21 protein-coding genes are annotated in these 20980 nt (G+C 65.2%); 10 read left to right on the forward strand and 11 right to left on the reverse strand.

Annotated elements, in window-relative coordinates; translation table 11 throughout:
• Positions 1–104 precede the first annotated feature (104 nt).
• The 6 genes from O987_RS19725 to O987_RS19750 form a co-directional block, all read right to left on the reverse strand.
• A complete protein-coding gene (locus O987_RS19725) occupies positions 105–560 on the reverse strand; it encodes a CBS domain-containing protein (protein ID WP_043004812.1) in 456 nt (151 codons plus the stop codon).
• A gap of 153 nt (positions 561–713) precedes the next feature.
• Positions 714–1424, reverse strand: a complete 711-nt coding sequence (locus O987_RS19730) for a DUF937 domain-containing protein (protein ID WP_043374252.1) — start codon at positions 1422–1424, stop codon at positions 714–716.
• A gap of 134 nt (positions 1425–1558) precedes the next feature.
• Positions 1559–2605 (reverse strand): porin, encoded by a 1047-nt coding sequence (locus tag O987_RS19735; protein WP_043374254.1) that lies wholly within the window; start codon positions 2603–2605, stop codon positions 1559–1561.
• Between the two features lie 133 nt (positions 2606–2738).
• On the reverse strand, positions 2739–3707 hold the full coding sequence (locus tag O987_RS19740) for a Bug family tripartite tricarboxylate transporter substrate binding protein (protein ID WP_043374256.1): 969 nt from the start codon (positions 3705–3707) through the stop codon (positions 2739–2741).
• A gap of 44 nt (positions 3708–3751) precedes the next feature.
• The gene (locus O987_RS19745; RefSeq protein WP_043374258.1) at positions 3752–4471 is read right to left on the reverse strand and encodes a hypothetical protein; all 720 of its coding nucleotides are present in this window, start codon (positions 4469–4471) and stop codon (positions 3752–3754) included.
• Positions 4468–5517, reverse strand: coding sequence for a zinc-dependent alcohol dehydrogenase (locus O987_RS19750; protein ID WP_235214185.1), 1050 nt, complete (start codon positions 5515–5517; stop codon positions 4468–4470). Before O987_RS19750 ends, O987_RS19745 begins: the two co-directional genes overlap by 4 nt.
• A 131-nt stretch (positions 5518–5648) precedes the next feature.
• On the opposite strand from O987_RS19750, the gene O987_RS19755 reads away from it, so the two are divergent.
• The 3 genes from O987_RS19755 to cobA are packed head-to-tail and all read left to right on the forward strand — an operon-like array spanning position 5649 to position 8468.
• Positions 5649–6596: a LysR substrate-binding domain-containing protein gene (locus O987_RS19755; RefSeq protein ID WP_043374261.1), complete on the forward strand. Its 948-nt coding sequence runs from the start codon at positions 5649–5651 to the stop codon at positions 6594–6596.
• A gap of 58 nt (positions 6597–6654) precedes the next feature.
• Complete coding sequence (ybiB, locus tag O987_RS19760; protein WP_043374263.1) at positions 6655–7671, forward strand: DNA-binding protein YbiB; 1017 nt, start codon at positions 6655–6657, stop codon at positions 7669–7671.
• Complete coding sequence (gene cobA, locus O987_RS19765; RefSeq protein ID WP_043374266.1) at positions 7668–8468, forward strand: uroporphyrinogen-III C-methyltransferase; 801 nt, start codon at positions 7668–7670, stop codon at positions 8466–8468. Before ybiB ends, cobA begins: the two co-directional genes overlap by 4 nt.
• Before the next feature lie 58 nt (positions 8469–8526).
• Here the strand turns inward: cobA and O987_RS19770 are convergent, their stop codons facing one another.
• Positions 8527–9006: an acyl-CoA thioesterase gene (locus O987_RS19770; RefSeq protein ID WP_003053005.1), complete on the reverse strand. Its 480-nt coding sequence runs from the start codon at positions 9004–9006 to the stop codon at positions 8527–8529.
• Positions 9007–9199: 193 nt separating this feature from the next.
• Between O987_RS19770 and O987_RS19775 the strand changes: the two genes are divergently transcribed.
• Positions 9200–10474, forward strand: coding sequence for an NAD(P)/FAD-dependent oxidoreductase (locus tag O987_RS19775; protein ID WP_043374269.1), 1275 nt, complete (start codon positions 9200–9202; stop codon positions 10472–10474).
• A gap of 34 nt (positions 10475–10508) precedes the next feature.
• On the opposite strand, the gene O987_RS19780 is transcribed toward O987_RS19775, so the two are convergent.
• Positions 10509–11558, reverse strand: a complete 1050-nt coding sequence (locus O987_RS19780; protein WP_235214186.1) for a BMP family protein — start codon at positions 11556–11558, stop codon at positions 10509–10511.
• Between the two features lie 478 nt (positions 11559–12036).
• Between O987_RS19780 and rpsU the strand changes: the two genes are divergently transcribed.
• Both rpsU and O987_RS19790 read left to right on the forward strand, forming a co-directional pair.
• Entirely contained in the window at positions 12037–12249 is a 213-nt protein-coding gene (rpsU, locus tag O987_RS19785) for a 30S ribosomal protein S21 (protein WP_003052999.1), read from the forward strand.
• Positions 12250–12431: 182 nt separating this feature from the next.
• Positions 12432–12878 (forward strand): GatB/YqeY domain-containing protein, encoded by a 447-nt coding sequence (locus O987_RS19790; protein WP_043374275.1) that lies wholly within the window; start codon positions 12432–12434, stop codon positions 12876–12878.
• Between the two features lie 107 nt (positions 12879–12985).
• Here O987_RS19790 and O987_RS19795 read toward each other — a convergent pair whose 3' ends face one another.
• Positions 12986–13921 (reverse strand): LysR substrate-binding domain-containing protein, encoded by a 936-nt coding sequence (locus tag O987_RS19795; protein WP_003052995.1) that lies wholly within the window; start codon positions 13919–13921, stop codon positions 12986–12988.
• 128 nt (positions 13922–14049) lie between these two features.
• Here O987_RS19795 and O987_RS19800 point away from each other — a divergent pair, with 128 nt between their 5' ends.
• On the forward strand, positions 14050–15138 hold the full coding sequence (locus O987_RS19800; protein WP_043374277.1) for a tartrate dehydrogenase: 1089 nt from the start codon (positions 14050–14052) through the stop codon (positions 15136–15138).
• A gap of 117 nt (positions 15139–15255) precedes the next feature.
• Here the strand turns inward: O987_RS19800 and O987_RS19805 are convergent, their stop codons facing one another.
• Positions 15256–15717: a DUF1801 domain-containing protein gene (locus O987_RS19805; RefSeq protein ID WP_043374279.1), complete on the reverse strand. Its 462-nt coding sequence runs from the start codon at positions 15715–15717 to the stop codon at positions 15256–15258.
• 91 nt (positions 15718–15808) lie between these two features.
• The gene (locus O987_RS19810; protein ID WP_003052989.1) at positions 15809–16744 is read right to left on the reverse strand and encodes a LysR substrate-binding domain-containing protein; all 936 of its coding nucleotides are present in this window, start codon (positions 16742–16744) and stop codon (positions 15809–15811) included.
• A 111-nt stretch (positions 16745–16855) separates the two neighbouring features.
• On the opposite strand from O987_RS19810, the gene O987_RS19815 reads away from it, so the two are divergent.
• The 3 genes from O987_RS19815 (at position 16856) to O987_RS19825 (ending at position 20960) form a co-directional block, all read left to right on the forward strand.
• Positions 16856–17839 (forward strand): Bug family tripartite tricarboxylate transporter substrate binding protein, encoded by a 984-nt coding sequence (locus tag O987_RS19815; RefSeq protein ID WP_043374280.1) that lies wholly within the window; start codon positions 16856–16858, stop codon positions 17837–17839.
• 47 nt (positions 17840–17886) lie between these two features.
• Positions 17887–19416 carry a UxaA family hydrolase gene (locus tag O987_RS19820; protein ID WP_043374283.1) on the forward strand — a complete coding sequence of 510 codons (1530 nt, stop codon included), beginning with the start codon at positions 17887–17889 and terminating at the stop codon, positions 19414–19416.
• Between the two features lie 62 nt (positions 19417–19478).
• Positions 19479–20960: an NAD-dependent succinate-semialdehyde dehydrogenase gene (locus tag O987_RS19825; RefSeq protein WP_043374286.1), complete on the forward strand. Its 1482-nt coding sequence runs from the start codon at positions 19479–19481 to the stop codon at positions 20958–20960.
• Positions 20961–20980: the final 20 nt, after the last annotated feature.

A 20980-nucleotide genomic window follows, 5' to 3' on the forward strand; every position in this document is an offset into this window, starting at 1 on the left:
TTCCACGACTTACGCAAAACGGGTTCAGACCGAGCGACTGCTTCAGAAGGCAGGCCGTTGTTACATTCTTGTTTGCGTAAGTCCCATATTCAATTCACAGCAGCCTAGGGCTGATTCACATTGGGTGTCCCGGAAATATAGTGCTCCAGCTGATGGATCGTGAACTGCTGGGCCGAGATGATTTCCTTGACGATGTCGCCAATCGAAATCAGCCCCTGCAGTTCGCGGGTCTCGTTGATCACGGGCAGATGGCGCATGCGATTGCTGGTCATCAGCGACATGCACTCCTCGCTGGTCTGGCGCGGCAGCACGCAATGCACCTTGCGCGTCATGACCTCGTCCACGCGTGTGCTGGCCGAGCTTCGACCCTGCAGCGCGATCTTGCGAGCGTAGTCGCGCTCGGTCACGATACCGGCGATATCGCCACCTTCGAGCACCAGCAGCGCGCCAATGCTTTTTTCCGCCATGAGCTGCAGCGCAGCCAGCATGGTGTCGGAGGGAGAAACGCTGTAGATAGTACTGTTGCCCTTGGCGCGCAGAATTTCGGCGACGGTCGTCATCTGGTTCTCCTTTCTGGATCGGCCCGTCATGCAAAACGCATGACGACATGACCAGTGTGAGAATCCTGCTGCATTGCGGCAATCAGGCTATGCCCGTATACAAAAACAAAAAAGGCAGCCAAAGCTGCCTTGATACTGTCACCCAATCGCGGCTCAGCGCCGGCCGCCCAGCAGACCCGCGCCCAGCTTGAACAAATCTCCGGCATCCAGCTTGCCGTCGCCATTCTGATCGAGCAGGCTGCCGAGGATACCGCCCGCCATGCCGCCTTGCGACTGGATCTGGCCACGCTCCTGATCCAGAGCATTGCCCAGGTCGCCAGCCCCCATGCCCTGCGACTGGACCCGATTGGCCAGGAAAGACATCACCAGCGGAGCCAGCAGGGCCAGCAACTGGCCTGCATTGCCCCCCAGACCCGTGGCCTGACCCAGCCGGGACTCGGCCTGCTGCTGCTGACCGCCAAAGATATTGCCCAGAATGGCGCCCGCATCCAGCTGCGAGTTGCCGGCACCGGAGCCGCCTCCCAGCACCGAACCCAGAATGCTGCCCAGCCCACCCAGGCCGCCAGCCGCACCGGCGCCACCGCCCGCTCCGCCGAGCAGGCCACCAAGCCCGCCCAGCAGACCGCCCATATCCATCGCGCCATTGGCACTGCTGTGATCGCGCTGCAGCGCACCGAACAGATCGGCAGCTCCCTGAGGCTCGGCCGTGTTCTGGCCCAGCGCACCAAACAGCATGGGCAGCGCCACACCCACGGCCTGCTCGGCCTGCACGGAGTCGATGCCCAGCTGCTGGGCCATGCCCTGCATGGGAGCGCCCTGCAGCTGGCCCATGAGCTCGTCGGTCAAAGATGCGTTAGCGGTCATTTCAACACTCCTCAAAAACAGCGCACATGGTACGCGCGCCCTTTGTCCCGAAATGTGATCAATGTTCATTCACTACGCAAGCCCCTCCCGGGCTATAGACCATTGAGGCGGCCAGCGCCTGGTGACGACTCGGCTCAGAAGGAGTGCGAGATGCCGACCAGCAGCGAGCGCGGCTTGCTGCCCTTGGGAACCGAAGGCCCGGCATTGCTGGCACTGTTGATGGTGAATGCTGCGTCGGCCTCGTTGCGGATTGCGGAGATGCCCGCATACAGCTTGGTGCGCTTGGACAGCGCATGGTCGTAGCGCACGCTCAGGGCACGGGCATCGCTGTTCGCGCGCGCACGCCCCTGGAACTGCCCATAGGACAGCAGCACCTGCCCTGCCGTGCTGACCGGTATGGTCATGCTGACTTCAAAGAAGCGCCCGCGCTTGCTGGCGGCATCCGGCAGATCATCCTCCCGGGTGGAAAGCAGCAAGGCCGCCCGAGCCACCTTGAAGTCATAGGAGCCGCCCAGCAAGCGATAGCGGTCGGTGTTCTGGGCCGTGGTGCGACGCTCCCACAGCGAGGCCCCCAGGCTCCAGGGGCCACGCGTGTAGTCCAGCGAGCCGCCGAACTGGCGCCCCACATTGGTGCCGGCGTTCTCCCCGAACGAGTACATGCCCCGCACCACCAGCCCCGCCATGGAAGCCGACTGAAAGCGCAGCGAGTTGTCAGCGCGCAGCACCGTGCCGTCACGGAAATAGTTGGCGGCATTGCCCCAGATCAGGCCCGTCAGGGCATAGGAAGCCAGCGAGGTATGAAACGTGGTGTAGTGGCGGCCCACCGTCAGCTGACCCCAGTCGCCGCCCATGCCGACAAAGACCTGCCGGCCAAAGGCGAGCCCGCCCTGACCGCGCTCGCCGGTATCGGCATTCAGTCCGGCCTCCATCACGTACAGTGCACGCAGGCCGCCGCCCAGATCCTCGGTTCCGCGAACGCCCCAGCGCGAGCCCGCCAGGACACCGCTTTCCGCACGCAGGGTGCGGCCCGCGCCGGTGGACACCGACTCGGCGGCCATGTCCACCACGCCGTACAGAGTGACCTGGGATGTGGCGGGCCCAGCGGTCTGGGCCTGAGCCAGCGAGCATGCGGAGATGAAGGCAGCGGCCACGGCCAAGCCTCCCGATTGCAAGGATGTCATGAAGTCTCTCTTTTTAATAATGGATGGGCCTCGCAGCAGATTCCTGCCGCTGTCGAGCCGCTGACAGCGGCATCCACCGCAGCTGCGGGGATGCCGTGTGGGAGTCCGGCGCCTCAGATGGCGCCGGCCGCGCTCATTCGAGGCGGATGTTCTTTTGCGTGATCAGGCTGCCGTAGATGCGTGCATCGTTTTCGATGCGCCTGGCCAGCGAGGCGGCGCTGGTGTCGTCGATACGCCAGCCCTGAGCCAGCAGCTTGCTGCGGATATCGGGAGCATGAAGAATCTTTTCCAGGGCCGCGGCCAGCTTGGCGCGATGCTCGGCGGGCATGGAAGCCGGTGCCATGACCGCATTCCAGACTTCGATGTCCACATTGCCGGCACCAATCTCCGGCATGGCCGGGACGCCGGGCGCCAGCGGACTGCGCTTGCTGGAACTCACGGCCAGGGCGGCCAGCTTGCCAGACTGGACCAGCGGCATGACGGTGGAGGCCGGCAGCAAGGCCATCTGCACCTGATCGCCCATCAAGGCGTTGACCACCGCCGGGCCACCGTTATAGGGCACATGCTGCAGATTCAGGCCCATGGCTTCCTTGATCAGCTCCACGCCCAGATGGCCACCGGACCCCGTGCCCACCGAGCCGTAGTTGCCCTGGGTCCCGGTCTTGAGCGCCTTGAAATAAGCCCCTGCATTCGCGGCCATGGACTTGGGAGCCACCAGTACCAGAGGGGCCGATCCGATCATGGCCAGCGGTGCGAGATCCTTGATCGGATCGTAGGGCAGCTTGCTGTAGAGAAACTTGGAACTGGTCAGCGGGCCATTGCCGATCACGCCTATGGTGTGGCCGTCGCCGGCCTTGGCCACGGCATCAGCGCCGATATTGCCGCTGGCCCCACCCTTGTTCTCCACCACCACAGGCTGCCCCAGAGCCTTGGTCAGGGGCTCGGCCAGCAGGCGGGCCTGCACATCGGGCGAAGAGCCGCTGGCATAGCCGACGATCAGACGTATGGGGCGGGTGGGCCAGTCAGTCTTGCCCTGGGCCTGAGCCGCCAAGGGCAGGCACGCAGCGGCGCACAGCAGCAGGGCAGCCCGGCGCACGGGCATCGATTTTCTTGTCATCTTTATGTCTCCAGAATCTCAGTCTCGGATCAACAATCGGCGTATCCAGCCATCAGTTCCATCAAGGGTGGCAGGCGTCCACTGGCGGGCAGGGCCAGCTGCGAACGGTACACCCGGGTTTGCAGGCTAAAAGCCTGCTGTGCAGGCGTTTCGAGGTGATGTGCCTGCATTTGGTCGGCCCACCATTGGGCCCCCTGGGTGCATGCCGTTCCGTCCAGATGCTCGGCCAGCATGACCACCGTGAATTCCCCCTGGGCCTGCTCGGCAATGCACTCCCCGCCAACGGGGTAGTGCAAGGAACGCTCCACAGGCACCACACCCGCCATGACCCGCAGCAGACGCCCTTGCTGCACCGCCTGCTCCGCCCAGCGGGCTGCCTGCGCGGCCCAGGCCTGTACATCGGCGGTGACGGCCTTGAGCGTCGTCAGCGCCGCACCGCTGGATGCTCCAGCCTGGACCTGCAATATGCAGGGCCTGCGCATGAAAGCACTCAGGCGCGGCCTCATGCGTGCCGACCAGGGCGTGGGGTTGGCGATCACATCCGCATACTCGGCCGAGTCCAGGGCCGCCAGAGACTCCAGACCGTAGAGCGTGAAGTATCCGCAGGCGCCGACATAGCGATGGCCGTAGACAAAGCCCGGCAAACCCACGCGCTCGGGAACATGCTCGAGGGCATGCCAAGCCTCGTATTCTGCGCGAGCCTCGGGCCGGTCAATGTCGTTCCACAGGGCCAGGAAGGCGCAGCTCATGATGCAGAACCCGCGCCGGGTTGAATCAGCACCTTGCTCGCCAGCCGCGCGCGCGCCAGGTCAAAACCCCGCCCGGCCTGCGCAAGCGGCACGCGGTGGGTGATCATGAGGCGCAGCTTATCCTGATGGGTCTGCATGAATTCAACGACCTCCAGCCAGCAGCGTTCCGGCGTGCGATAGGAGCCGCGCAGCTGCTGATGACGCCGCACCAGGGCCGTCAGATCCAGCGGCACGGGGGCTGAATGAATGCCTGCAATCACAAGCACACCATGGGTCTTGAGTGCGCGCAGGGCCGGCGCCAGCACGGCCGCCGCCCCGGTGGCTTCGATCACCACGTCAAAGAAAGCTTCCTGCGTATACGCGGCAAGGGCTTCGTCGATGTCCTGCCCCTCGAAGTCCAGCAAATCCTCGAACCCCATGGAGCGCAGGACCTCCAGCCGCGCGGCATCGCCATGGCCGGCAACCACCACCTGGGCCGCCCCTGCGGCACGCGCAAACAGCGCAATGCCCTGACCGATATTGCCAGGTCCCAGGATCAGCACGCGATCGCCGGGCTGGACATTGCCCGTGCGCACGGCTTCGAAGCTCACCGACAGCGGCTCGGCCAATGCGGCAACCTCGGGGTCCACGCCGTGTGGAATCGCCACGCAATTGCGCAGGGGCACGGCCACATACTCGGCAAAGCCGCCATGGCGCATGACACCGATGCCGCGGCGGGTAGTGCAGGCATCGAAGTCGCCGGCACTGCAACTGGGGCATCTGCCGCAGGTGACCGAAGGCCGCACGGCCACCAGCTGGCCCAGGGGCAGATGCTCGGCCCCCTCGCCTCTGGCCACAATCTCGCCGCTGAACTCGTGACCCACGGTCACCGGCAGCGCGGCCTGCAAAAAGTGATAGCTCGCCGTCCAGGCATCGATATGCAGATCCGTGCCACAGACACCAGTGGAATGAACCCGCAGCAGCACCTCGCCTGCGGCAGGCGACGGCATGTCGACCTCGTTGAGCTTCAGTCCCTTGGCGGACTCGGTTTTTTGCAAGGCTTGCATGAGACAGGCAATGCATGCGTGGACATGCATCTCAAAACGAACAGGATCGGCAGTGTTGCCGCCCTTCACTCATATGTCCAACACTGATTTAATATAAAAATCATACTTTTTAAATATGGATTGATTCAGGCATGGAACTGAGACATCTGCGCTACTTCGTGGCGGTTGCCGAGCAGGGCAACGTCAGCAGGGCAGCCCGCAAGCTATTCATCGCCCAGCCGCCGCTGTCACAGCAACTCAAGCAACTTGAGGACGAGGTCGGCACGCAGCTCTTCACCCGCCTGCCGCGCGGCATGCAGCTCACCGCTGCGGGCGAATCGCTGCTGGAAGATGCACGCGTCATATTGGCGCGCGCCGAGCAAGCCCCCTTGCGAGCGCGCGAACGAGAGCGCAGCAGCCAGACCGTGCTGCGCCTGGGGCTGGTTCCCTCGGCCCTGCAGTCCCTGCTGCCCGGCTTGCTGCTGGCTGTGGCACAGGCCGGCTGTGACGTGCAGATCGAAGCCCGCGAAATGATTTCCTCCCAGCAACAGCGGGCCTTGCGCCAGGGCGAGCTGGAACTCGGCTTTGCCCGCCCCGGGCACAGGGAAGCCGACGAGCTTGAGCTGGCCAGCATTGACGACCCCTATTGCCTGGCAGTTCCGGCCTCGCACCCGCTGGCCGGAGGCAGAGGAATGCTGGATCTTCAAGCCGCCGTGCATCAGCCCTTTGTGGGCTTCACCCGCTATCAGGACACCGACTACTTCGACCGCACGGTCGCGCTGTGCGCCGAGGCCGGCTTCACTCCGCTGATACGCCACGAAGCCGGTCAGCTGGTGAATGTGCTGGCGCTCGTGGCCTGCGGTCTTGGCGTGGCCATCGTGCCGGCATCCTTCGCGATGTTCCACCGCGAGCAGATCGTGTTCCGGCCGCTTCGGGCTTCGCGCCAGGCCAGTCGGCTCGCCGTTCTGGCATCTGCCGAAGCGCTCAGGCGCAACCCCATGCTGGACCTTGTCGCCCAGCTCGCGCAATCCCAGCTACAGGCCCTGGCTGCACAGCTGGCGCAACAGGGAGCGACGGTTTTCCGACCACGGCCGGTTTGATTTATATAACCAAATCGTCTGACAACTCATGGTTTTTATAGCGACAATTACGTTAATCATGAGCATCAGCCACTACATCAAGGAAATCGGTCGCGGCACCAAGGGCGCGCGCTCTCTTTCGCGGGCCCAGGCCTGCGATCTGATGGGGCAGGTGCTGGACGGCAAGGTCAGCGATCTGGAGCTGGGCGGCTTTTGCATTGCCATGCGATTCAAGGGCGAAAGCGCCGAAGAGCTGGCAGGCTTTCTCGACGCCACCCAGCAACGTCTGCCTGTGTGGCCGCAGGCTCACAAAGCCCTGCCCGTAGTCGTCATCCCCAGCTATAACGGCTCGCGCAAGCTGGCCAACCTCACCCCGCTGCTGGCAGGTCTGCTAGCGCAAAAAGGACTGCCCGTGCTCGTGCACGGCAGCCATACCGAGGACAAGCGCCTGGGCACGGCCGAGGTATGGCGGCAACTGGGCTGGACGGCCATCGAGCGCCCCGTCGCCCTGGAGCCTGGCGACAAGGTCTGGATGCAGACCCGTCACCTGCTGGCACCGCTGGATCGGCTGCTGCAGATTCGCCGCCAGATGGGCCTGCGCAACCCCTCGCACAGCATCGTCAAACTGCTGGACCCCATCCATGGCAACAGCACCGCGCAGTCCGGGCTGGTGCTGGCCAGCTACACCCACCCGGCCTATGCCCAGCCCATGCTCCAGACGCTGGCCATGCGCGCGACCAGTGCGCTGCTGGTGCGCGGCACGGAAGGCGAGGCCGTGGCCGCCCCCCACCGCGAACCCGTGAGTACGGGTGTGATTGCCGGAGAAATCTGCTTTGAGCGTTCTTCCCTGCACAGCAGCCAGCTCGCATCCGGCACCGAGATCAGTGCCCCGGAACAAGATCTGAATGCCGAGCAGACAGCCCGGCTGACGCTGGACATCCTGAACGGCCAGCAGCCTGCGCCGGCGCCGATCGCGCAACAATTGGAACAGATACAAGCCCTGCACCAGGCCATGCAGGTCACCGATGCCGGCGCTGCCGCCAGCCGCGCCGCACTGCAAGCCTATAACCGCAGCCCGACTGAGACCCCACAATGACTGCCATTTCCCACAACCCCAATCAGCGCGGCTCGTGCACCCTGGTGGGTGCAGGCCCCGGCGACCCCGAGCTGCTGACCATCAAGGCCGCCAAGGCCATTGCCGCAGCCAGCGTGCTGTTTGTCGACGATCTGGTCAGCGACGGTGTGATGAGCCACGCCTCGCCCACTGCCCGCGTGGTCTATGTGGGCAAGCGCGGCGGCTGCAAGAGCACCCCCCAGGCCTTTATCGAAAAGCTCATGATTGCGGCCGTGCAGGACGGCGAACGCGTGGTGCGCCTCAAGGGCGGCGACCCCTTCATCTTTGGCCGTGGCGGCGAAGAGGTCGAACATCTGCGTCAGGCCGGCATCGAGGTGGATGTCATCAACGGCATCACCTCCGGCCTTGCGGGCCTGACCAGCCTGGGCGCCCCGCTGACCCACCGCGACCGCGCGCATGGCGTGCTTTTCATGACCGGCCATGCCAAGCCCGGCGACAGCGGCCCCGACTGGCGCCAGATCGCCGCCACGGCCCATGCGGCCAAGCTGACGCTGGTGATCTATATGGGAGTGAGCAGCGTCGAGCGCATCAGCAGCGAGCTGCTCAGCGGTCTGCCCGGCAGCACGCCCGTGGCCGTGATCCAGCATGCCAGCCTGCCGCAGCAGCGCCATGCGCTGACCTTTCTGAAGGATTTGCCGCAGTGCATTGCCGACCATCAGCTGGGCAGCCCCAGCATCATCGTCGTCGGCGATGTGGTCCAGGGTATTGCCGCCTGGCAGAACCAGCCCCAGGACTTGCCGCAATCAGCGGCGGCCTGAGCCAGGACCGCCCCCGGGCTGTCCTGCAGCCCGGGCGGGCGGCAAGCGCCGCCCCGACTCAGGGAGTACGAGTCTCGGCGAAGCGCTCGGCCAGCTCCTTGCGCAGCTCCTTGCGAACGATGGCGGCGTCCCAGCGGCGCTTTTCCTCGTCGGTTTCGAGCTGCAGCGGTGGCACGGGGGCAGGCTTCTTGTCATCGTCCACGGCCACCATGGTGAAGAAGCAGCTGTTCACGTGGCGCACCACCTGGCTGCGAATCTCCTCGGCAATCACCTTGATGCCGATTTCCATGGACGACTTGCCGGTGTGGTTCACGCTGGCCAGAAAAGTCACCAGCTCGCCCACATGGATGGGCTGCAGAAACATCACCTGATCCACGCTCAGCGTCACGACATAGCGGCCCGCATAGCGGCTGGCGCAGGCATAGGCAACCTGATCCAGCAGTTTCAAAATGGCGCCGCCGTGCACATTGCCGGAGAAGTTGGCCATGTCGGGCGACATGAGCACGGTCATGCTCAGCTGGTGGGATGGTGTATTCATGGGGCGCGATTCTAGAAGTGATCCATGGCACATGCAGAGGCTTGCCGCATATCCCAACAGGACAACGGGCTGGCGACTGCACAGGCATCACGACCCGCGCATTTCGGGACTTTGTCAGCCCATCCAACTCCAGTGACCGGCCATCTGGGACAATGACCGGCTTTGTTGTTCGTGCTTCAGCGCCCTGCCCGCCGTGTCCTCCACCCCACAGGTCCCCTTCCAGATTTTTGACGCCATCATCATCGGCGCCGGTGCCGCCGGCCTGTTCTGCGCGGCCCAGGCCGGCCAGCAGGGCCTGAAGGTGCTGCTGATCGATCATGCGCCCAAGGTGGCCGAGAAGATCCGCATCTCGGGCGGCGGACGCTGCAACTTCACCAACCGCGATCTGGACGTGCGTGCGCCGCACAAGCATTTTGTGGGACAGAACCCCCAGTTCTGCCGCTCGGCCCTGTCGCGCTTCACACCCGCCGACTTCATCACGTTGATGGACAGACACGGCATTGCCCACCACGAAAAGCACAAGGGCCAGCTGTTTGCCGACCATTCGGCCGAGGACATCATCGCCATGCTGCTGGCCGAGTGCACAGCGGGCGGCGTGCAGCGCTGGCAGCCTTGCCAGGTCAAGAAAGCAGTGCTTTCACCGGAAAACCCAGACACAGAAAGCGATTGCAGCTATCAGATTGAAACCGATCGTGGCCTGGTACAGGCTGCCAATCTGGTCATTGCCACCGGCGGCCTGAGCATTCCCAAGATAGGCGCCACCGACTTCGGCTACCGGCTGGCCCAGCAGTTCGATCTGCCGCTGATCGAGCGCACGCCCGGCCTGGTACCCATGACCTTCGATGGCGAAGGCTGGCAGCCCTACGCAGGCCTGGCCGGTCTGGCCCTGCCCGTGGAAATCAGCACCGGCAGCAAAAAGGAGCGCATGAGCTTCCACGAGGATTTGCTGTTCACCCATCGCGGCCTCTCCGGTCCTGCGGTGCTGCAGATCTCCAGCTACTGGAAGCCCGGCACCCCGCTGCAGATCAATCTGCTTCCTGGCGTGGATCTGGCCGAGGTGCTTGCCCAGGCCAAGCTTCACTCGCGCAAGCTGGTAGCCAACGAGCTGGCCGCCCACCTGCCCGCGCGTCTGGCCGATGCCTGGGTCAGCCGCATGCCCGAGCTGCAGCGCCCCATCAACGAGGCCGGCGACAAGGCCCTGGCCAGACTGGCGGAACAGCTGTCGCGCTGGGAAATCACCCCCACGGGCACCGAAGGCTACAAAAAAGCCGAGGTCACGCTGGGCGGCGTGGACACCAAGGTGCTGTCCCAGCAAACCATGGAGTGCAAGAGCCGCCCGGGCCTGTACTTTATCGGGGAGGTGGTGGACATCACCGGCTGGCTGGGCGGCTACAACTTCCAGTGGGCCTGGGCCAGTGCCGCTGCCTGCGCCCAGGCCATGGCGGAAAAGCAGTCGCTACAGGCTTGAGCAACTGAAATCGGAGCGGCGGCCCACCATGCGCTCAGACCGTAAACTCCGGGCCTTCGTAGTGCTCGGCAACCTTGAGCTGCCCCGAGGAGATGGCTGCGGACGCCCTGGCCACGCGCTCGCGCACAGCGGGCGCCACTGCCTCTCCCATGGTCAGGCGTACGGCAGCCGGATCGCTCAGACCGATCTTGCGAATACCCGGGCCGGGTGCACCGCGCTCCTGCATGTCCTTGACGGCCAAGAACGCGCCAATGCCCACATCGGCCCAGGCGGAAGCGACGAACACCTGCGGATCCACCGTAGTCCAGTCGATCACATTGCCGATCTGGCGCGTGCCCGCCTCACGGCAGGCCTGGGTCACGCCATCGCGGCCGGAGTTGAGCATGGTGAAGATCACATCGGCACCGGCTGCCATCTGGGCCCTGGCAATGCGGTGCGACAAGGCGTTGTCGTCCTGATCGCCAGAGAAGTTCGTCAGCAGCTTGACCTTGGGATCGGTATCGCGCACGCCGGCCGCATAGGCGGCACGTCCCTTGAGTCCTGGGAGCACCCGAATGCCCGACATATGACCGACCACACCGGTCCTGGTGGTCAGCGCCGCCAGCACTCCGGCCAGATAGGCCGACTCTTCCTGCAGCACGTCATAGCTGCAAAGATTGCGCCCCTGCACCGCGCCCTGGGTCACGACGAACTGGGTCCTGGGAAAGCGCGCCGCAACGTCGGCTGCGGCCTGATTGTTCTGCCCGCCATGGGCAATCACCAGTTGTGCGCCCTGGCCCGCGAGTTGCGCGAGAGCCGGCTCCAGCAACTCCTTCCTGGGCGCCATGCCGTCGAGAAAACGGGTCTGCACGCCCAGCTCCTGGCGCGCTTTTTCCAGGCCGCGCCATCCGGCCTCCATAAAGCCCTTGTCGCTGCGTGAGCCCGCAAACAGACCGCCCACCACCAGAGAATTGCCGGCCGCAGCAGCGCCCGGAGCCTGGGCCTTGCCGGCACAGGCCGTCAGCGCCAGCAGGCCGGGGACGGCGATGGCCGAAGCCATCCATTGACGACGCGAAACCGATGAGGAATGAGAAGCGCTGGACAAGATGAAAGCTCCTTGGACACGGAAAAGACAGCGATGCGCACAGGCACCAGGTCACTCGCCTCCTGACTTGAATCAAGAAACAGAGCTCTTAAACTGTATGCAATTTCCGTGCACAAGATGCTCCACACAAACCCCAGATCCCAGCGACACCGGCGTGGGCTTGGGCAGCCCGGCTAGGGCCTGCACCTTGCGCGCAGCAAAGGCATAAAGACAGTCACAAGCGCACAATGGCGGCGCCTGGATCGGGGCATTGGCAACGCCAGCCTGCTGCGGCAAAGCCCTGTCATCCCGGCCAGCGCAAGATTGCTTGGCTGCGCTATGCAGACGCAGCCCAAGTCTTGGTCTATAATGCTCGACTTTGCTGGCATTACCCCGTCGGCCATACTAGTTAAAAAGTGGCGGGGAAACCGCTGTACACGGCTCTCAGGCCCGATCTTCCCGAGAACCCTCTGTCAGCACAGATATATCTGGAAATTAAATGACTACCATCCGCGTCAAAGAAAACGAGCCCTATGAAGTTGCCCTGCGCCGCTTCAAGCGCACCATCGAAAAGCTGGGTCTGCTGACCGATCTGCGTGCTCGCGAGTTCTACGAAAAGCCCACAGCCGAGCGCAAGCGCAAGAAGGCTGCTGCCGTGAAGCGTCACTACAAGCGCGTTCGCAGCATGCAACTGCCTAAGAAGCTGTACTAATCGTTGATTAGGACCAGTCGGCCTTAAAACAGCCGCAAACCCGCGCTCGGGACGCCAGGCGCGGGTTTTTTGTTTTCTGGCCACTGCCAAGCCTGCCCGGCTGCGCAGTGACCTCCCAGCGCATGGACAGTCGGCGCCATTCACATCGCGGACTGCCATTCGCCCACCCCAAGGAGAAAGCCATGAGCCTGAAAGCCCAGATTATCGAAGACATGAAGACCGCCATGCGTGCCAAGGACAGTGCACGCCTGGGCACCATCCGCCTGCTGCAGGCCGCGATGAAGCAAAAGGAAGTGGACGAGCGCATCGAGCTCGACGACGCGGCCGTCATCGCCATCGTCGACAAGCTGATCAAGCAGCGCAAGGACTCCATCGCCGCCTTCGAAGCCGCCAATCGCAGCGATCTGGCCGATGTGGAAAAGGCCGAAATGGAAGTGCTCAAGGTCTATCTGCCCGAACGCATGGGCGAAGCCGAGATCACCGCGGCCGTGCAGGCCATCGTGGCCGAACTGGGCGCCTCCGGCCCCGGCGACATGGGCAAGGTGATGGGCGCCGTCAAGACCCAGCTGGCCGGCAAGGCCGATATGGGCCTGGTGTCCGCTGCCGTGAAGGCCGCGCTGACCCAATAATTGGCAACCGGCCTGAGCCGCCATGCGGTATCAGGCTCAAAAACAGAAGCTGCTTGCGCTTGCTGTGCATATTTTTCAGATTCAAAAGACTCTGAAATTTATGTATATCAATCGATAGCAGCTTCTTTTTTCATAGCACTCCTGAATCCCGTGGGCGCCTGTTTGCTGAAGAACTCCTGCAGGAACTCGACGCAGACCCGCACCTTGGCCGAGCGCTCCAGCCGCGTCGGATAGACCGCCCAGATATTCGCCTGCTGCTGCCACTCGGGCAGCAGCTGCAGCAGGTGCCCGGCCTGCAGATCGGCCGCCACATCCCAGAGCGAGCGCAGCACGATGCCATGGCCGTCGCGCGCCCATTGCACGGCCATCTCGCCATGATTGGTGGACAGCGGCCCGGTCACTTTCACGCTGCGCTCCTGACTGCCCGAGCGCAGTTTCCAGACACCGAAGGGATGGTCACGCTCCTTGATGACCAGGCAGTCATGCGCAGCCAGCTCGTCGAGCGTGCGCGGACTGCCACGCCGCTGCACATAGGCCGGGGCCGCGCACAGCACGCGATGGTTGTCGGCCAGATGGCGGGCAATCAGATGCGGCGCGATCTCGTCGCCCACGCGCACATCGAGATCGAAGCCTTCGGCCGCGACATCGACGATGCGGTCAAACACCTCCAGGCGCAGTTGCAGCGCCGGATATTGCGCAATCAGCTGCGACAGCGCAGGCGCCACCACATGGCGGCCAAAGCCGAAGCTGGTGGACACCCGCAGCAGGCCGCGCGGCTGGCGACGCGTCACATCCACCTCCTGCAGCAGATGCTCGACCTCGTCCAGAATGCGCTGCGCCCAGTGGTAGACGCGCTCGCCCTGCTCCGTGACAGCGACCCGCCGTGTGGTGCGATGCAGCAGCTTCACGCCCAGCTCCTGCTCCAGCAGGCGGATGCGCTTGCTGACAAAGGCCGGCGAAGCATTGTGCGCGGCCGCAGCCTCGGCAAAGCTGGCTTTGCGCACCACGGTGGTGAAGACACGCAGGTCTTCGGGCGAGGGCATTTTCTGCACGATCTGTAAACAATCAGGCCACGATCAGTCAATTGTATTCAGTTATGCAGGGTGCAGAATACCGCCAGGCACAGGCTGAGCCGCTGCCTCGCCACCCAACACATTCATGAGAGAGCACCATGTCCACTCCCAAAAAGATTGCAGTCATCGCCGGCGACGGCATCGGCAAGGAAGTCATGCCCGAAGGCCTGCGCGCGCTGGAAGCCGCAGCCAGGCGCTTCGACCTGCCGCTGGAGTTCCACCATTTCGACTGGGCCCACTGCGACTACTACGCCGAACACGGCCAGATGATGCCCGACGACTGGAAGGCCCAGCTCTCGGACATGGATGCCATCTTCTTCGGCGCCGTGGGCTGGCCCGCCACCGTGCCCGACCATATCTCGCTGTGGGGCTCGCTGCTCAAGTTCCGCCGCGAATTCGACCAGTACATCAACCTGCGCCCGGTGCGCCTGTTCGAAGGCGTGCCCTGCCCCCTGGCCGGCCGCAAGCCCGGTGACATCGACTACTACGTGGTGCGCGAGAACACCGAGGGCGAGTACACCGCCCTGGGCGGCATCATGTTTGAAGGCACGGACCGCGAGATCTGCATCCAGGAATCGGTCTATAGCAAGCATGGCGCCGACCGTCTGCTCAAGTACGCCTTCGATCTGGCCCAGAGCCGCGCCAAGAAGCACGTGACGCTGGCCACCAAGAGCAACGGCATCGCCATCAGCATGCCCTGGTGGGACAAGCGCGCCGACGATGTGGCCAAGGACTACCCCGAAGTCACGCTGGACAAGCAGCACATCGACATCCTGACCGCCCGCTTCGTGCTGCAGCCCGGCCGCTTCGACGTGGTGGCCGCCACCAATCTGTTTGGCGACATCCTGTCCGACCTGGGGCCTGCCACCACGGGCACCATCGGCCTGGCACCATCGGCCAACCTCAACCCCGACCGCACCTTCCCCTCGCTGTTCGAGCCCGTGCACGGCTCGGCACCCGACATCTACGGCAAGAACATCGCCAACCCCATTGCCATGGTCTGGTCGGGCGCGCTGATGCTGGACTTCCTGGGCCGCAGCGAAGGTGCCTGGCGCCAGGCCCACGACACCATCGTGGCCGCCATCGAGCACACGATCAAGGCCGGTCCGCTGACGCCCGATCTGGGCGGCAAGGCCAACACCACCGAGGTGGGCGAAGCCATCGCCGCGGCCATCGCCAACGCCTGATGACTCCGGGCTGGCCCCAGCCGGCCTGATTCAAGATGAGAAGCGCCCTGCGCAGGCTGAACCTGCACCGGGGTGCTTTTGCACGCCTGCACGCCCAGGGCCACCGGCTGCGGCGACCTAGGCTTCAGACCGCGGTCTGGCTTTGGCTTGTGAAGCCGATTTGCTGGCCGACCGGGCCCGGGCATTGCGCTGCGCAGCGGCCTGCACCAGCGCCTGGAACGCTGCGCCGTCGAGCGCTTCGCCGACATGCAGGTCTATGGCCCGGCGCGTGGTGCCTTCAAGACTGGCATTGAACAGGCCGGCCGGATCGGCCAGGGCCGCGCCATGCGCGAAGGTCAGCTTGACCACGGCCTTGTAGGTCTCGCCCGTGCACAGAATGCCGTCCTGCGACCATACAGGCGTTCCGCGCCATTTCAGCTCTTCCACCACGGCGGGCAGAGCCTCGTGGATCAGCGCGCGCACGCGAGCCAGCATGGCGCCGCGCCAGTCGTCCAGGCTGGCAATCCTGGCATCGATCAGAGCCGACGCCTCGGGACCGCTGACGGGCCCGGTGGAGGACGCGGGTAGCGAGGTGCTCATGGACAGCTCTCCTTCATCAATTTGGTCCCATGCGCAGGGCCCGGCACGGCAGGTGAAACGCCGCCCTGCGGACTTGCCGATGGTGCCGGGCTCAGCCCTGTCCCCTGGCCACCTCGCGCAGGCATTCGACCAGCAAGCCCGTGGTCGGCGTCAGCGGCTGGCCGCGCAAGGTGATCAGCCCCACGGGTGGCAGATCGATGGGCACGGCCAGATCCAGCATGGCCAGTGTACCCAGGGCCGCATGGCAGCGGGCCACGCCACGCGCCATGAAGGCCACAGCGCCGCGCTGGTGCACAAAGGTCAGCTGCGAGAGAAAGGACGCGGTCTCCACGATGTCGGCCGGCGGATGCAGGCCGTGGGCATAGAACTGCTGCTCCAGCTTCACGCGCAGCGAGGCCCAGGGCGGCGGCAGCACGCAGGGCTGGTCCGCCAGGGCCTGCCAGCTGGCCGCGCCCGGCGCCAGCAGCGCATGACCGGGCCGCACCACGGCCACCATGGGATCGTCGTACAGCGCCTCGGTCTCCAGGTCGGGCGCGGCATAGCCGGGCTCCAGCCGCCCCACGAACAGATCCAGCTCCCCCAGGCGCAGCTTGGGCAGCAGGCGCGTCAGATCCCCCTCCTCCACCATTACCGTGGTCTGGTCCGAACGCGCCTTGAGCCGCTCCACGGCACTCGCCAGCAGTACCGGCGTGGCCACCACCATGGCACCCACGCTGGTGCGCCCGCGCGCGCCGCTGGCCTCGGCGGCCATCTCGTCGCGCGTCCGCTCGAAACCGGCCAGCACCGAGCGCGCAAACCGCACCATGCTGACGCCGGCTGCCGTGGGCTCGGTGCCGCGCGTGGAGCGCTCGAACAGCGCCATGCCCAGCATGCGTTCGACCTCGGCCAGGGTCTTGGAGACGGCGGGCTGGGTCACGGCCAGAAACTCGGCCGCGCGGCCCAGGTGACGAAACTGGTCCAGTGCCACCAGCAGCTGCAGATGGCGCAGCTTGAGGTTGGAGCGCAGCACACGATCGATCTTGCTCATGGGGCTTCATTACTTATTAGTTATGAAGAGAGTCTATCTTTTCATTGGATTGTCATGGAGCAGTTTTGAACAATCGGGGCTAGCAGTTCAAATAACGACAGGAGACACGCGATGATCCCCCCACGCAGCAGCCGGCGCAGCTTTGTGCTCGGCGCCCTCGGCGCAGCCACGCTCGGAACTTCCTCCCGCCTGCTGGCCCAGACCTGGCCCGAGCGCCCCATCACCTTCATCTGCCCCTGGCCTGCCGGCGGCACGGCCGACCAGTCCATGCGCGCGCTGTGCACCGTGGCCGGCCGTATCCTGGGCCAGGCGATTGCCGTGGAAAACCGCGCCGGAGCCTCCGGCATGATCGGCTCCAAGGCTCTGTCCTCGGCCAAGCCCGACGGCTACACCATCGGCCAGATCCCGATCTCGGTCACGCGCTTTTCCCAGCTGGGCACGCTGCAGGCCGATCCGCGCAAGGATTACACCTATATCGCGCGCACCTCGGGCCAGACCTTCGGCATCGCCGTGCCGGCCAACTCGCGCTTCAAGACCCTGCAGGACTTCGTCGCCGCCGCCAAGGCCAAGCCCGGCAGCATCACCTACGCCCACGCCGGCGTGGGCGGCGCCACCCATGTGGGCATGGAGGAATTTGCGGCCGCAGCCGGCATCCAGCTCAGCCATGTGCCCTACAAGGGCGGCGCCGAGGCGCTGCAGGGCGTGCTGGGCGGCCATGTCGATGCGCTGGCCGACTCCAGCTCCTGGGCCCCGCATGTCGAAGCCGGCAAGCTGCGCCTTCTTGCCACCTGGGGCGAGCAGCGCACGCCGCGCTTCAAGGACGTGCCCACGCTCAAGGACCTGGGCTACAACGTGGTCGTCGATGCGCCCAACGGCATCGGCGCGCCCAAGGGCCTGCCGCCCGCCGTCGAAGCCAAGCTGCGCGATGCCTTCCGCCAGGCCGTGGCCAGCCCCGAGTTCAAGTCCGTGGCCGAAAGGCTGGACGCGCCCTTGCTCTACCTGGATGGCCCCGACTACGCCAGGTATGTGAGCACGGTCTACCAGAAGGAAACCGTGCTCATCGACAAACTCAAACTGCGCGACCTGATGCGCTGACGCGCCGCGTCCCCACCGCCTCAGGCCCGCCATCCCCGGACTCCAAGATGCTCTCCTCCTCTTCCTCCCTGCTGCACCTGCACCCCAACGACAACGTGCTGGTGGCCAAGACCGCCCTGGCCCTGGGCCAGGACATTCCCGAGCTGGGAGTGCGAACGCGCGCCCAGGTGCCGGCCGGACACAAGATCGCGGCACGCCGCATCGCCGAGGGCGAGCAGGTCAAGAAGTACGACACGGTGATCGGTGTCGCCACACGCGACCTGGAGCCTGGCGACTATGTGCACAGCCACAACCTCAAGCTGGTGGACTACTACCGCGACCCGTCGTTCGGTGCCGACGTACGGCCCGTGGACTACGTGCCCGAGGAAGAGCGCGCCACTTTCCAGGGGTTTGTGCGAGCAGGTGGCGGCGTGGGCACGCGCAACTTCATCGGCATCCTGTCCTCGGTCAACTGCTCGGCCACCGTGATCAAGCGCATCGCCGCCCACTTCACGCCCGAGCGGCTGGCAGCCTTTCCCAATGTGGATGGCGTGGCCGCCTTTGCCCAGAGCAGCGGCTGCGGCATGTCCTCGCCCAGCGAGCACTTCGACGTGCTGCGCCGTACCCTCGCCGGCTATGCGCGCCACCCCAACCTGGCGGGCGTGCTCATCGTGGGTCTTGGCTGCGAGCGCAACCAGGTCGATGCCTTGGTGGATTCGCAAGGCCTCAAGGAAGGTCAGTTGCTGCGCACTCTGGTGATGCAGGAAGTGGGTGGCACGCGCGCCACCATCGAGGCAGGTATTGCCGCCATCGAGGAAATGCTGCCCATCGCCGACCAGGCCCAGCGCAGCACCGTCAGCGCCGCCCACCTCAAGATCGGCCTGGAATGCGGCGGCTCGGACGGCTTTTCGGGCATCACGGCCAACCCCGGCCTGGGCGCAGCCATGGACATTCTGGTGCGCCACGGCGGCACGGCCATTCTGTCCGAGACCCCCGAGATCCACGGCGTGGAGTTCATGCTCACGCGCCGCGCCATCAGTCCCGAAGTCGGCCAGAAGCTGCTGGACCGCCTGGCCTGGTGGGAACGCTACGCAGCCGGCCAGAACGCCCAGTTCAACGGTGTGGTCGGCCACGGCAACCAGGCCGGCGGCCTGGCCAACATCTTTGAAAAATCTCTGGGCAGTGCCATGAAGGGCGGCACCACACCGCTGCGCGCTGTCTATGAATATGCCGAGCCCATCACCGAACACGGCTTCGTCTTCATGGACTCGCCGGGCTACGACCCGGTGGCCTCCACTGGCCAGATCGCCAGCGGCGCCCAGCTGATCTGCTTCACCACGGGCCGCGGCTCCATGTTCGGCAGCAAGCCCGCACCCACCATCAAGCTGGCCAGCAACACGCCGATGTACCAGCGCCTGCAGGAAGACATGGACATCAACTGCGGCGTGGTCGTCGACGGAGAGCTGACCGTGCCCGAGCTGGGCCAGCAGATCTTCGAGCAGATCCTGCGCCATGCCAGCGGCGAACAGACCAAGAGCGAAGTCCTGGGACTGGGTGACCATGAATTCGTGCCCTGGCACCTGGGCATCGTGAGCTGAGGAAAACGCATCTTCCAGAGCTTTGCGCCCTTATCCGATCTTCACTTTCTGCGATTTTCACCATGAACGCCACGCCACTCAGACTGCAACGCACCGAACTGCAGCGCAGCGCCAACTTCATCGCCGGCGCCTGGACACCCGCTGCCAGCGGCGCCAGCTTTGCCGTGACCGATCCGGCCACGGGCAGCACCATTACCGACGTACCCGATTCCGGTGCGGTCGACGCGCGCGCCGCCGTGGATGCCGCCCAGGCGGCGCTGCCAGCCTGGCGCAAGCTGCCGGCCAAGCAACGCGCCGCCATCATCAAGCGCTGGAACGACCTGGTGCTGGCCCATCAGGACGATCTGGGCACGCTGATCTCGCTGGAGCAGGGCAAGCCGCTGGCCGAAGGCAAGGGCGAAGTGGCCTATGCCGCCAGCTACATCGAATGGTTCGGCGAGGCCGCCACGCGCATGAACGGCGAAGTCATTCCCGCGCCCGTGCCGGGCCGGCGCATGCTCGCCCTGCGCGAGCCCGTGGGCGTGGTCGCCGCCATCACGCCCTGGAACTTCCCGGCCGCCATGATCGCGCGCAAGATCGCGCCGGCACTGGCTGCGGGCTGCACCGTGGTCTGCAAGCCGGCCGAGGACACGCCGCTGACTTCACTGGCCCTGGTGCTGCTGGCGCACGAAGCCGGAGTGCCGGCCGGGGTGCTCAACATCGTCACGGCCTCGCGCGAGCGCACGCCCGGGGTGGTGGACCAGTGGCTGGACGACAGCCGTGTGCGCAAGATCACCTTCACCGGCTCCACGCCCGTGGGCAAGCACCTGGCGCGCCGCAGCGCCGACACACTGAAAAAGCTCTCGCTGGAGCTGGGCGGCAATGCGCCCTTCATCGTTTTCGAGGATGCCGATGTGGCAGCCGCCGTGGACGGCTTCATGGCCGCCAAGTTCCGCAACGGCGGCCAGACCTGCGTCTGCCCCAATCGCGTCTTTGTGCACCGCTCGGTGTACGAGGCCTTTGCCCAGCAGCTCAGCGCCCGCGTGGCAGCCTTGCACGTGGGCCCGGCCAGTGACCCGGCCTCGCAGATCGGCCCCATGATCAACGACCGCGCCGTCGAGAAGATCGCCCGCCATGTGGAGGACGCGGTGGCCAAGGGCGCCAAGGTACTCACCGGCGGCAAGCGCCTGACGGATCTGGGCCCCACCTACTTCGCCCCCACCGTGCTCTCGGGCGCCACTGCCTCCATGGCCTGCGCCTGCGAAGAAACCTTCGGGCCCGTGGCTCCGCTGACCGTGTTTGACGACGAGGCCGAGGTCATCGCCGCCGCCAACGACACGCCGTTCGGTCTGGCCGCCTATTTCTACAGCCAGGACATGCGCCGCATCTGGCGTGTCGCCGATGCCCTGGAATCGGGCATCGTGGGCGTCAACGAAGGCGCGCTGGCCGCAGAGGCCGCCCCCTTTGGCGGCGTCAAGGAGTCGGGCTACGGCCGCGAAGGCTCCACTCACGGGCTCGACGATTACCTGCATATCAAATACGTCTGCCAGGGACAACTGGATTGACGCAACACGGTCGCTAGAAC

It is taken from the genome of Comamonas testosteroni TK102 (genome assembly GCF_000739375.1).
In the GTDB taxonomy this organism is placed as follows: Bacteria; Pseudomonadota; Gammaproteobacteria; order Burkholderiales; family Burkholderiaceae_C; genus Comamonas; species Comamonas brasiliensis.

What these genes read in the sequence shown, in the direction of transcription:
- O987_RS19725 (WP_043004812.1), bottom strand. Translation starts at nt 560, where the DNA reads ATGACGACCGTCGCCGAAATTCTGCGCGCCAAGGGCAACAGTACTATC.
- O987_RS19730 (WP_043374252.1), bottom strand. Translation starts at nt 1,424, where the DNA reads ATGACCGCTAACGCATCTTTGACCGACGAGCTCATGGGCCAGCTGCAG.
- O987_RS19735 (WP_043374254.1), bottom strand. Translation starts at nt 2,605, where the DNA reads ATGACATCCTTGCAATCGGGAGGCTTGGCCGTGGCCGCTGCCTTCATC.
- O987_RS19740 (WP_043374256.1), bottom strand. Translation starts at nt 3,707, where the DNA reads ATGCCCGTGCGCCGGGCTGCCCTGCTGCTGTGCGCCGCTGCGTGCCTG.
- O987_RS19745 (WP_043374258.1), bottom strand. Translation starts at nt 4,471, where the DNA reads ATGAGCTGCGCCTTCCTGGCCCTGTGGAACGACATTGACCGGCCCGAG.
- O987_RS19750 (WP_235214185.1), bottom strand. Translation starts at nt 5,517, where the DNA reads ATGCAAGCCTTGCAAAAAACCGAGTCCGCCAAGGGACTGAAGCTCAAC.
- O987_RS19755 (WP_043374261.1), top strand. Translation starts at nt 5,649, where the DNA reads ATGGAACTGAGACATCTGCGCTACTTCGTGGCGGTTGCCGAGCAGGGC.
- ybiB (WP_043374263.1), top strand. Translation starts at nt 6,655, where the DNA reads ATGAGCATCAGCCACTACATCAAGGAAATCGGTCGCGGCACCAAGGGC.
- cobA (WP_043374266.1), top strand. Translation starts at nt 7,668, where the DNA reads ATGACTGCCATTTCCCACAACCCCAATCAGCGCGGCTCGTGCACCCTG.
- O987_RS19770 (WP_003053005.1), bottom strand. Translation starts at nt 9,006, where the DNA reads ATGAATACACCATCCCACCAGCTGAGCATGACCGTGCTCATGTCGCCC.
- rpsU (WP_003052999.1), top strand. Translation starts at nt 12,037, where the DNA reads ATGACTACCATCCGCGTCAAAGAAAACGAGCCCTATGAAGTTGCCCTG.
- O987_RS19790 (WP_043374275.1), top strand. Translation starts at nt 12,432, where the DNA reads ATGAGCCTGAAAGCCCAGATTATCGAAGACATGAAGACCGCCATGCGT.
- O987_RS19795 (WP_003052995.1), bottom strand. Translation starts at nt 13,921, where the DNA reads ATGCCCTCGCCCGAAGACCTGCGTGTCTTCACCACCGTGGTGCGCAAA.
- O987_RS19800 (WP_043374277.1), top strand. Translation starts at nt 14,050, where the DNA reads ATGTCCACTCCCAAAAAGATTGCAGTCATCGCCGGCGACGGCATCGGC.
- O987_RS19805 (WP_043374279.1), bottom strand. Translation starts at nt 15,717, where the DNA reads ATGAGCACCTCGCTACCCGCGTCCTCCACCGGGCCCGTCAGCGGTCCC.
- O987_RS19810 (WP_003052989.1), bottom strand. Translation starts at nt 16,744, where the DNA reads ATGAGCAAGATCGATCGTGTGCTGCGCTCCAACCTCAAGCTGCGCCAT.
- O987_RS19815 (WP_043374280.1), top strand. Translation starts at nt 16,856, where the DNA reads ATGATCCCCCCACGCAGCAGCCGGCGCAGCTTTGTGCTCGGCGCCCTC.
- O987_RS19820 (WP_043374283.1), top strand. Translation starts at nt 17,887, where the DNA reads ATGCTCTCCTCCTCTTCCTCCCTGCTGCACCTGCACCCCAACGACAAC.
- O987_RS19825 (WP_043374286.1), top strand. Translation starts at nt 19,479, where the DNA reads ATGAACGCCACGCCACTCAGACTGCAACGCACCGAACTGCAGCGCAGC.